This is a genomic window from Kitasatospora sp. NPDC057542, from assembly GCF_042801945.1.
GTDB lineage: Bacteria > Actinomycetota > Actinomycetes > Streptomycetales > Streptomycetaceae > Kitasatospora.
On the sequence record NZ_JBHVFE010000316.1, the window covers coordinates 1 to 10,693 of the forward strand.

The window sequence follows — 10,693 nt, forward strand, 5'->3', positions numbered from 1 at the left end:
GCCGGCGTTCCCCGGGAGACCCGGGCGTCGTCCGGCGGGACACGCCGCACCGCCCGTACCCCGGTGGAGCAGGGGCACGGGCGGCGCGGTGGGGTGCGGTCGGAGGGTCAGAGCACCACGCGGACGCCGTACGTCCGCAGCCAGGCGTCCAGCAGCAGGGCGCGCGGCAGCCAGGGCGGCGGGGTGAAGGTGCCGGTGTGCCAGTCGCCGCCGTCCACCTGGGCGCGCAGCGCCTCGGCGTTCAGCAGCGGCAGGGCGGGCGAGTCCCGATCGGCCAGCAGGGCGCGGACGGCCTCGCGGACCGCCTCCAGGTACTCCGGGCTCTGCCCGAACGGGAAGCCGCTCTTCTGCCGCCGCACCACCTCGGTGGGCAGCAGGTCGGCGACCGCCTCGCGCAGCAGACCCTTCTCCTGGCCGCCGGCCCGCTTGAGCGCCCACGGGGCGTTCCACACGTACTCGACCAGCCGGTGGTCGGTGAACGGCAGCCGGACCAGCAGGCCGGCCGCGAAGCTCATCCGGTCCTTGCGGTCCAGCAGGAACGGCAGGAAGCGGGTGAGCTGGAGGTGGAAGGCCTCGCGCAGCCGGCGGTCCGTGCCCGACTCGCCCGCCGGCCGCGGGACCTCGGCGAGCGCCTCGCCGTAGCGGGCGGCCACCTCGGCGTCCACGTCCAGGTGGCGGCGCAGCTCGGCGGAGAGCATCCCGCTGCGGTCGGTGATCCCGGCCGACCACGGGAAGTTGGCGGTCGGGCGTTCGGCCTCGGCGGCGAACCAGGGGAAGCCGCCGAAGACGTCGTCCGCGCCCTCGCCGGAGAGCACCACGTCGGCGTGGGCGCGCACCTCGCGGAAGAGCAGGTGCAGCGAGACGTCGAGGTCGCCGACGCCGGGCAGGTCGCGGGCGCGCAGGGTGGCGCCCAGGTGGTCGAGCAGCGAGGGGGCGTCCAGCAGGATCTCGGTGTGCCGGGTGCCCACGTGGTCGACCACGGCCCGCACGTACGGGGCGTCCCGGCTGACGTGCAGGGCGTCGGCCTTGAAGTCGGTCTCGCTGCCGGCGAAGTCGACCGAGTAGGTGGAGACCTTGTCGCCGCCGGCCGCGGCCAGGCCGACGATGGCGCTGGAGTCCAGGCCGCCGGAGAGCAGGGCGCCGGGCTTGACGCCGGTGTCGGCGGACTGCCGGCGCACGGTGTCGGCGAGCAGGGCGCGCACCCGCCGGACGGTGGTCCGCTCGTCGTCGGTGTGCTCGGCGGCCTCCGGCGCCCAGTACCGGCGGTGGCGCACGCCGTTCGGGCCGGCCACCAGCAGCCAGCCGGGGCGGACCTCGTGCAGGCCGCGGTAGACGGCGTCGCCGGGGCGCTTGAGCGCGACGGTGAGGACGTCCACCAGGCCGTTCGCGTCCACCTCGGCGGGCAGTCCGGCGGCCAGCAGGGCCTTCGGTTCGGAGCCGAACGCGAGCGAGCCGTCCGGGAGTTCGGCCCAGTAGAGCGGCTCGACGCCGAGCCGGTCGCGGATCAGTACCAGCTCCTCGGTGCGGGTGTCCCAGATCGCCGCCGCGTAGCCGCCGACCAGCCGCTCGGCGGCGGCGGTGCCCCATTCCAGGTAGGCGCGCAGGACGAGTTCGGCGTCCGAGCCGTTGCGGATGCGCTGGCCGCGGGCGGTCAGTGCGGTGTGCAGCGGGCCGGGGCCGAGCAGTTCGCCGGAGAAGGCGATGACGGCCGGCGCCGGGTCCAGTTCGGGCGGGAACCAGGGCTGCGGCACGTCGTTGCGGGGCCCGGTGTGGAACTGCCGGTGGCCGAGACCGGCGTGCCGGGCCAGCCAGGTGCCGCCGCGGCGCGGGCCGCGGTGGGTCAGGGTGTCGGTGAACTCCCGTACGAGTTCGGCCTGTTCGCGCACATCCCCGGTGCGCGACACCAGCCCGGCGATTCCGCTCATGCGCCCACCTCGCTGCGCTCGGCGAGCGCTTCGCGCAACGCGCACCTCTCGATGATGAGCTCCCTGCGCTCGCTCATGCGCCCACCTCGCTGCGCTTGGCGAGCGCTTCGCGCAACGCGCACCTCTTGATGATGAGCTCCCTGCGCTCGCTCATGCCTCAACCCCCGTGGCCTGGGCGACCTGCGCCAGCGACTCGCGCACCAGCGAGGTGAGCGGCGCGGGCAGCCGGCCCCAGTTGGCCTCCTCGTTGAGGTCCAGGACCCGGGAGAGCTTCCAGCCCAGGTACTGGCCGAGCGAGGCCAGCGGGGGCAGCTTCTCCACCGGGTGGACCGTCACCGTGTACTCCTCGAACAGCGGGGCGAGGCGCTGTTCCAGCACCCCGGACCACGAGCCGTCCGGGGTGCCGTCGGTGGTGACCAGGCAGACGATGGTCTTGCCGCGCAGCACCAGCATGTAGTTGAACACCGAGGCGCCGGGCAGGGCCTCGGCCCACAGCGCCTCCTCCAGGTCGTCCTGGCGGATGTTGTTCTCGGCGAGCAGCAGGACGTCCTGGGCCCGGCCGAGGGTGCGCAGGACGGGCAGCCGGATGCCGCAGTCGCACGGGTCGGTCTCGATCCGGACCAGGTCGCCGGTGCGGTAGCGCAGCAGCGGGCGGGAGGGGATGTCCAGGGTGGTGACGATCAGTTCGCCCTGCACCGGCTCGCCGTCCGGGCCGAGCACGGTGGTGCGTTCGCCGTCGTCGATCTCCAGCAGGTAGCTCTGCAACTGGAGGTGCAGCCGGCGGTGTTCGCAGGTGACGGCGAGGGTGCCGGTCTCCGAGGAACCGTACGAGCCGACGTAGGCGGTGGCGCCGGTGAGGCGTTCGAGGTGGCGCAGGAAACTGGGGCCGGTCTGCTCGGCCATCAGCAGCAGCCGGTCGAAGCGGGGCAGCGGCAGGCCGGCCAGCCGGGAGAACTGGGCCAGCTCCAGCAGTCGGGAGGGCGGTCCGACGTAGACGTTGGCGTTCAGTTCGGAGATCAGCCGCAGCACCCGGGTGTAGTCGCCGGTGATGTTGTCCACCCAGGGGCGGAAGGACATCACCCCGAGGTACTCCAGCACCTTCTCGAACTGGTAGGCGGCGGGCGCGAAGGGGGCGTTGATGAGGATGAGGGCCACGTCGGCGGGCTGCAGCAGCCGGCCCCACGTCTCACCGATGTTGAGCGTGTTGATCAGCAGGTCGTCCACCGCCTTGGGGGCGGGGGCCGGGTCGCCGGTGGTGCCGGAGGACTCGTAGTAGTGCAGGAACTCCGACAGCGGGCGGGTGAACGCGCCGGCGCCGTGGCCGCCGAGCTCCTTCTTGCCGAGGAACGGCAGCGCGGCGAAGGCGTCCAGGGTCTCGGCGGCGGGCAGCGGGGTGTCCGAGCGCAGCCGTTCGGCGAGTTCGCCGGTGAGGGTGGCGGCGTACATCGGGGAGCGCACGGCGGCGGCCAGTGTGGTGGCGATCTTGGCGCCGTAGTGGTCGGCCGGGTCCTGGCCCTGCCAGGTGCGGTGGATCAGGGCGGTGTGGGAGTCCAGACGCTCGGCGGCGTCCTGTCGTCGGGCGGGGTCGCGCAGTAGCAGCATCTCTGATTGCTCCTCGGGCTGGGGGAGTCACGGTCGGGACGTGCCGGTGCGGGGGAGCGGCGGGGGCCGCGGGCGGGCCGGTGGACGGGACCGGCACACGGGCATCGGTGGAGCAGGGGACGGACGGGCGGTGCGCGGGGTCAGCGTGCGGCGAAGGGCTCCGGGAGCCCGGCGGCGCGGCGCAGCGAACCGTCCCGGACCAGGCCGGCCACGGCGGCGATGTCGCCGTCCATCCGCCGGTCGCGGTCGGTGAACGGGGCGTGCTCGCGGATCAGGCCGTGCACCTTCTGGAGGGTGGGCGAGGCCCTGCGCAGGCCGCGCAGCTCGACTGCCTGGGCGACGGCGAGCAGGTGGATCGTGGTGACGTCGCGGGCGAGCTCGACGACCGTACGGGCGTCGCGGGCGGCGATCGTGCCCATGCTCACCTTGTCCTGGTTGTGCGCCTCGGTGGACCGGGAGAAGAGCGAGGCGGGCGCGGCGGTCTTGAGCGCCTCGGCGGTGAGCGCGGAGGCGGCGATCTGCATGCCCTTGAAGCCGTGGTGCAGTCCGGCGTGGGCGTCGGTGTCGGCGGCGGGGGCGATCAGGTTGGGCGGCAGGCCGCGGCTGTACCTGGGGTCGACCACCAGGGCGAGCTGGCGGTCGAGCAGGTCGGCGGTGTTGGCGACGGCGGTCTTGAGGCTGTCCATGGCCTGACCGACGTGGCCGGCGTAGAAGTTGCCGCCGTGATGGAGCACTCCCTCCTCGGTGTCGAACAGCGGATTGTCGGTGGAGGAGTTGACCTCGGTCTCCAGCCAGGGCCGTACCCAGTCCAGGGTGTCCCGCAGCACGCCGGTGACGTGCGGGGCGCAGCGCAGCGAGTAGGGGTCCTGGATGCGGTGTTCGTGGGTGAGGAAGCCGCGCTCGCCCAGGCGCTCCTGGCGGTCGAGGATGCCCCGGTAGTCGGTGGCGAGTTCGGAGCCGTCGAGCAGGGCCCGGATCGCGGCGGCGGAGGTGAGCTGGCCGCCGTGCGGCTTCTGGCGGTGCAGGAACGGGTGGAAGTGCGAGGCGTTGCCGTGCAGCGCCTCCACGGCGAGGGCGGTGGCGATGTCGGCGGCGGCGGCGAGTTCGGCCGCGTCGTGGGCGGCGAGGACGGCGAAGGCGGACGTGAAGGCGGTGCCGTTGATCAGTGCCAGGCCCTCCTTGGCGCAGAGCACGACCGGCTCGATGCCCTCCTCGGCGAGCGCCTCGGCGGCCGGGCGGACCCGGCCGCGGTGCAGCACCTCGCCCTCGCCGAGCAGGGCGTGCGCCAGGTAGCAGAGCGGGACGAGGTCGCCGCTGGCGCCGAGCGAGCCCCGTTCGGGGATGAGCGGCAGGATGTCGGCGGCCAGGTGGCGCAGCAGGGTGTCGACCACGGCGGGGCGGATCGCGGAGGGGCCGCGGCCCAGGCAGTTGGCGCGGATCAGCTGGACGGCGCGGGCGACCTCGGGCGCGGCGATCGGGCCGGTGCCGTTGAGGTGGTAGGTGACCAGGTTCCGCTGGAGCGCGGCGGCCCGGTCGGCGGAGATCTGGTGCGCGACGGAGTCGCCGAAGCCGGTGGTGATGCCGTACAGCGGGATGCCGCGGGCCAGCCAGTCCTCCTTGAGGGCGACGGAGGCGGCCATCTTCTCGGCGGCGGCGGGGGCGAGGACCGGTCTGGCGGCGTCGGGACGGGCGCGGGCGACGGAGACGATGTCGGTGAGGGTCAGGTTGTGGCCGGTCAGGGCCGACGGGGGCGTGGTGGGCATGGGTCCTCGTTCCTGGGCGGAGCGGGTGGTCCGGTCGGTGTGGGACGGTGTACCGGCTGGCCCCAAGTCTCGGGATCGGACGGGCGTTCCGTCTTCGGGCGTCGGTACGGACCGGATCCCGTCCCAACGGCCGGGCGGCGGGCGGGGACCCGGCCCAACGGACGGGCCGTCGGACCGGGTCGCCGGGGCATGGTGTCGGGCCGGGGGCCGTCACCACTCGACGGGCAGCGCCTTCGGGCGCAGCGTCAGCAGACCGCCGAGCCACTCGACCTGCTCGGCGGGCACCGCGAGCCGCAGCGAGGGCAGCCGGCGGGCCAGGGTGCCGAAGGCGACCTGGAGCTCCATCCGGGCGACGCCTGCGCCGGGGCAGTAGTGGGCGCCGTGGCCGAAGGCGACGTGCCTGGGGTCGGTGCGGGTGAGGTCGAGCCGCTCCGGGTCGTCCACCCGGCGGATGTCGCGGCCGGCCGCGTGCATCACCGGGATGACGCCCTCGCCCCTGGCGACCGGGGTGCCGGCCAGCTCCAGGTCCTCGGTGGCGATCCGCATGAAGCCGATCTCGGACGGCGGGGCGTAGCGCAGCAGTTCCTCGGTCGCGTTCTCCAGCAGGTCGGGGCGCTCGGTGAGCAGGCGCCACTGGTCGGGGTGGCGCAGCAGCTGGTAGAGCGCCCGGGAGACGGCGCTGACGGTGGTGTCGTGACCGGCCACCAGCAGGTTGATGCCGAGCCAGACCAGCTCGCGCTCGTCGAGGCGGTCCTGGTCGTCGCGGGCCGCGATGAGGGTGGAGAGCAGGTCCTCGCCGGGGTTCGCGCGGCGTTCGGCGACCAGCCCGGCGACGTACGCGGCGGACTCCTGGCGGGCGGCGAGCCGCTCCTCGGGGGTGTGGGCGGTGATGGAGACCAGCCGGTCGGTCCACTGCTGGAGCAGCGGGCGGTCCTCGACCGGGGCGCCGACCATCTCGCAGATCACCCAGACCGGCAGCACGGCCGCGAAGTCGTGGTGCAGGTCGGCCGGACGGGGACCTTCGACCAGGCGGTCGATCAGCTCGTCGGCGATCTCGGCCACCCGGGAGCGCCAGCGCTCGGCCTTGCGCGGGGTGAAGGCGGGGGCGATCAGCCGGCGCAGCCGGGCGTGGTCGGGGCCCTCCTGGTTGAGCAGGTTGTACGGGTTGTCGGAGAAGTCCTCGCCGGAGACGGTGCGCACGGCGCCCGGTTCGCGCAGGGCGGCTCGGGACAGCCGCTGGTCGGAGAGCGCGGAGACGACCTCGTCGTAGCCGGTGACCAGCCAGGCCTGGTCGCCGCTGGGCAGCCGGACCCGGCTGACCGGGCACTTGGCGCGCAGCTCGGCGAACTCGGCGGGCGGCTCGCCGTAGGAGGAGAGCGGGAGGGGGTAGGCGGTGAGGTCCTGATCGGTCATCGGTCTGCCTCTCGGTCGGATCGCTGTGGTCGCGGTCAGGTGGTCGTGGCGTCGGTCAGGTGGTCGGCGGCAGGGCCGGACGCGGACACCGGGCCCGTCGAGGGGCCCGGGGGCGTGGGGTCGGTGGGGCGCCGGCGGGGCGTGCCGAGCAGCCGTACCGCCGGGAGCTCGACGTAGCGGTGCAGGAGGCCGGCGAGCAGCCAGGCGGCGGTGAACGCGCCGAGCAGCAGCGCGGCGGCGACCGGGGTGGTGAAGGTCCGTCCGGCGCCGAGGGCGCGGTGGCCGTGGTCCAGGATCAGCCGGTGGACCAGGTAGAAGGCGAAGGTCCAGCTGCCGAGGGTGACCAGTGGGCGGGAGGTGAGGAAGGTGCGCCTGCCGGCCACGTCGCGGGCGGCGAGTGCGGGCAGCAGCAGGGCGATCGGGACGATCGCGGGGGTGGTCAGGCCCCACAGGAACGGCAGCTGCTTGGCCAGGAGCTGGGCCGGGACGAGGAGCAGCGCGGCGGGCAGTGCCCCGACCGGCAGCCGGCGGCCGGTGAGGACGATCCGGGCGAGCAGGATGCCCAGCACGAACTCCAGCAGCCGCACCGGCGGGAACACGTAGACGAACCAGAACTGCCACACCGAGCCGGAGCCGAACGGCAGCGGCGGACGGTCCGGCAGCAGGGCTGAGGCGGCCGGGACGAGCAGGACCGCGGCGATCACCCCGGCGGTCCAGGCCCAGAGCCGCTCGGGGCGGATCCTTTGGATCCGGTGCACCAGCAGCGGGAAGGCGGCGTAGAAGAAGACCTCGCAGGAGATCGACCAGCTGACGTCGTTGAGGCTGGAGAAGACCTCGCGGTCCGGGTTCCACGTGTGCACCAGGAACAGGTTGGGAACGGCCTGACGGACGGTGGCCGCAGTGCCGGCCACGGCGAGCAGCACCAGCGCGGCGGCCCAGGTGAGCACGTGCAGCGGGTAGATCTTGGCGGCCCGGCGGCGCCAGAAGCCGCGGGCGCCGTGGCCGGGGCGGGAGCCCCAGGTGATCACGAAGCCGCTGAGGACGAAGAAGCAGCTGATCGCGGTCCAGGCGACGTTGCCGACGAGCCAGGCGTAGGCGTCGGCGACCCCCGCGTCGCCGAACGGTTTCTCCATGTCCGCGTGGAAGGCGAAGACCGGTACCACGATCAGGAACCTGATGCCGGTGAGTGAGGGCAGGCGGGGACGTCTGACGGATTCGGGCATGGGTGGGCAACTCCCCCGTGGGTAGGGCCGATATTTCTAAGGTTCGGCAATTATCAAACAATAGGAAGTCAACTCCTCGCGATGCAAGGGGTGTTGGGGTTCGTGAGGCGCGGAGATTGTTTGACGCTAGATGATTTGGCTGCTACGTTCGGTCCACTTGATTGAGATGCAGACGATTGTCTGCCAGATGGATAGGGAGAGGGCCGATGCCGGACACGGCGCCCCGCACCCTCGGCGCACACAAGGGGTTGGCACTCCTGGTGCTCTGCGCCCAGCTCTTCCTCGACTCGATGGACGTCTCCCTGACGGGTGTCGCCCTGCCGGAGATCAAGCAGGACCTCGGCCTCGGGCCGGAGACGCTGCAATGGATCATCTCCGGCTACGCCGTCGCCTACGGCGGCTTCCTGCTGCTCGGCGGCCGCGCCGCCGACCTCTTCGGCCGGCGCCGGCTGTTCTTCTGGGCCACCGCCGTGTTCGCCCTGGTCAGCCTCGCCGGCGGGCTCGTCTCCGACGGCACCCTGCTGGTCGTCAGCCGCGTCATCAAGGGCGTCGCGGCCGCCTTCATCGCCCCCGCGGCGATGTCGATCATCACCACCACGTTCAAGGAGGGCCCCGAGCGCACCCGCGCGATGGGCATCTTCTCCCTCACCGGCGCCAGCGGCTACGCGGCCGGCCTGGTGTTCTCCGGCGTCCTGACCGAACTGCACTGGCGGCTCATCTTCTTCGTCCCCTTCGTCGTCGCCTCGCTGGTCCTCGCCGTCACCAACTACGCCGTCGCCCCCGACCAGCCGCGCACCGGCGAACGGCCCGGCTTCGACGCGGCCGGCGCGCTCACCGCCACCGCCGGCGTCCTGCTGCTCGTCCTCGGACTCGTCCGCGCCCCCGAGGTCGGCTGGGGCTCCACCGCCACCCTCGGCTCGCTGATCGCCGCCGTCGTGCTGCTGGTCGTCTTCGTGGTCATCCAGCAGCGCCGCGCCGACCCGCTGCTGCCGCTGCGGATCTTCCGCTCGCGCACCCTGTCCACCGCCAACACCGTCGGCCTGGTCTGGGCCTGCGCCACCATCGGCTGGCAGTTCATCGCCCTGCTCTACCTCCAGCAGGTGCTCGGCTACAGCGCCCTCCAGGCGGGCCTGGCGATCGTCCCGATGGCCGCCGCGATCCTGCTCGCCGCCAACCTCGCACCCAAGCTGATCAACCGCTCCGGGCTGCGCCCGGCGGCCGTCCTCGGCCTGCTCCTCCAGGGCGGCGGCATCCTGCTGTTCCTGCGCACCGGCACCGACAGCGACTACCCGAGCGTCCTGCTGCCCGCGCTGATCGTGCACGGGCTCGGCAACGGCACCAGCTTCCTCGCCTTCAACATCGCCGCCGTCAGCGGCGTGAAGAACGAGGACCAGGGCCTGGCCACCGCGCTGGTCACCGCCGCCCTCCAGCTCGGCGGCGGCATCGGCGTCGCGGTCGGCGCGGCGGTGCTCACCGGCGTCGGCGGCGCCTCGCCCTCGCTCTCCGCGTACCACTGGGCCTTCCTGGTGGCCGCGGTGTTCTCGGCCGTCGGGCTGGTCGCCGCCGCCCTCGGGCTGGGCGCACCGAAGGGCGGGGCCGCTGCGGAGGTCGGGACCACTGCGGAGGCGCCGCCGGTCGAGGCCCCGGCCGGCGAGGCGCCGGCCCGGGCCGCGGACCTCCAGGAGGACCGGGCGTGACCGCCGCCCGGCCCGCCGCCACCGCCGTCGAACGGCTCACCCCGGACGACCCCCGGCTCTCCTGGGACGGCATCAGCGGCCTGGCCCGCCACGAGGACCGCTGGATCCCGCTGCGCCTGCCGCTGGACCGGGTGGCGACCACACTCTCCGCCGACTTCGCCCGCCTCGCGCAGCTCCCGGCCGGCGCCCGCTTCGGCCTGCGCACCGACGCCGTCGAACTGGTCCTGGAACTGGACGCCGAGCCCGGCAGCGCACCGCTGGACGTGGTGGTGGACGGCGTCGTCGCCCACCGCTGGCACCCGGTGTCCGGCCGCCGCCGGCTGGCCCTGCCGCTGCCCTCCGGCGCGAACGGCCCGGCCGAAGTGGAGGTCTGGCTGCCGCACCTCAGCCGCACCCGGATCGGCCGGCTCTCGCTGCGCGGCCACCGGGTGCTGGAGCCCCTCGAACGCACCGGCCCGCGCTGGATCGCCTACGGCAGCTCGCTCACCCACGCCATGTTCCCGCACGGCCCGTCGGAGAGCTGGGTCTCCCTGGTGGCCGTCCGGCACGGCTGGCGGCTGCGCAACCTCGGCTTCGCCGGGGAGGCGTACCTGGACCCGCTGGTCGCCCGGGTCGTCCGGGACACCCCGGCCGAGCTGATCACCCTGGAGATCGGCACCAACGCCTACATCCGCAGCGTGTTCACCGCGCGCAGCTGGGGCTCGGCGGTGTGCGGCTTCGTCGAGACCATCCGCGACGGCCACCCCGACACTCCGGTCGCGGTGATCGCCGCGCTGCCCTCGGCGGAGCGGGAGAGGACGGTCAACGCCGCCGGACTCACCCTGGAGGGCATCCGCGAGCTGACCGGCGAGGCGGTCCGGGTGCTCCAGCGGCTCGGCGACCCGCGGCTGCACCTGGTCGACGGCCGGGACGTGCTGCCCGTCGCCGACGCCGACCGGGTCTACGCGGACGGGCTGCACCCGACCCCGGACGGTGAGCACGACCTCGCCGACCGGGCCGCGCCGATCCTCCGGCGGCTCCTGCCCGGCTGACAGCCGGACGGCGGCCGAGCCGAACGGCGGTGCCCCGAC

General features: G+C 73.8%; 7 protein-coding genes. 2 read left to right on the forward strand and 5 right to left on the reverse strand.

From position 1 onward, the window contains the following. Positions 1-107: 107 nt before the first annotated feature. From asnB to ACFU7Y_RS30660, 5 genes are all read right to left on the reverse strand, one after another. Positions 108-1,925, reverse strand: coding sequence for an asparagine synthase (glutamine-hydrolyzing) (gene asnB, locus ACFU7Y_RS30640; protein ID WP_380770349.1), 1,818 nt, complete (start codon positions 1,923-1,925; stop codon positions 108-110). 150 nt (positions 1,926-2,075) lie between these two features. Continuing rightward, positions 2,076-3,527 carry a phenylacetate--CoA ligase family protein gene (locus tag ACFU7Y_RS30645; RefSeq protein ID WP_380770350.1) on the reverse strand — a complete coding sequence of 484 codons (1,452 nt, stop codon included), beginning with the start codon at positions 3,525-3,527 and terminating at the stop codon, positions 2,076-2,078. Between the two features lie 140 nt (positions 3,528-3,667). Then, the gene (locus tag ACFU7Y_RS30650) at positions 3,668-5,290 is read right to left on the reverse strand and encodes an aromatic amino acid lyase (protein ID WP_380770351.1); all 1,623 of its coding nucleotides are present in this window, start codon (positions 5,288-5,290) and stop codon (positions 3,668-3,670) included. A 210-nt stretch (positions 5,291-5,500) separates the two neighbouring features. Beyond that, positions 5,501-6,703: a cytochrome P450 gene (locus tag ACFU7Y_RS30655; RefSeq protein ID WP_224278982.1), complete on the reverse strand. Its 1,203-nt coding sequence runs from the start codon at positions 6,701-6,703 to the stop codon at positions 5,501-5,503. 35 nt (positions 6,704-6,738) lie between these two features. Beyond that, positions 6,739-7,926: an acyltransferase family protein gene (locus tag ACFU7Y_RS30660; protein WP_380770352.1), complete on the reverse strand. Its 1,188-nt coding sequence runs from the start codon at positions 7,924-7,926 to the stop codon at positions 6,739-6,741. A gap of 206 nt (positions 7,927-8,132) precedes the next feature. On the opposite strand from ACFU7Y_RS30660, the gene ACFU7Y_RS30665 reads away from it, so the two are divergent. Both ACFU7Y_RS30665 and ACFU7Y_RS30670 read left to right on the forward strand, forming a co-directional pair. After that, positions 8,133-9,623, forward strand: coding sequence for an MFS transporter (locus ACFU7Y_RS30665; RefSeq protein ID WP_380770353.1), 1,491 nt, complete (start codon positions 8,133-8,135; stop codon positions 9,621-9,623). Next, positions 9,620-10,654 (forward strand): GDSL-type esterase/lipase family protein, encoded by a 1,035-nt coding sequence (locus ACFU7Y_RS30670; RefSeq protein ID WP_224278994.1) that lies wholly within the window; start codon positions 9,620-9,622, stop codon positions 10,652-10,654. Before ACFU7Y_RS30665 ends, ACFU7Y_RS30670 begins: the two co-directional genes overlap by 4 nt. Positions 10,655-10,693 lie beyond the last annotated feature (39 nt).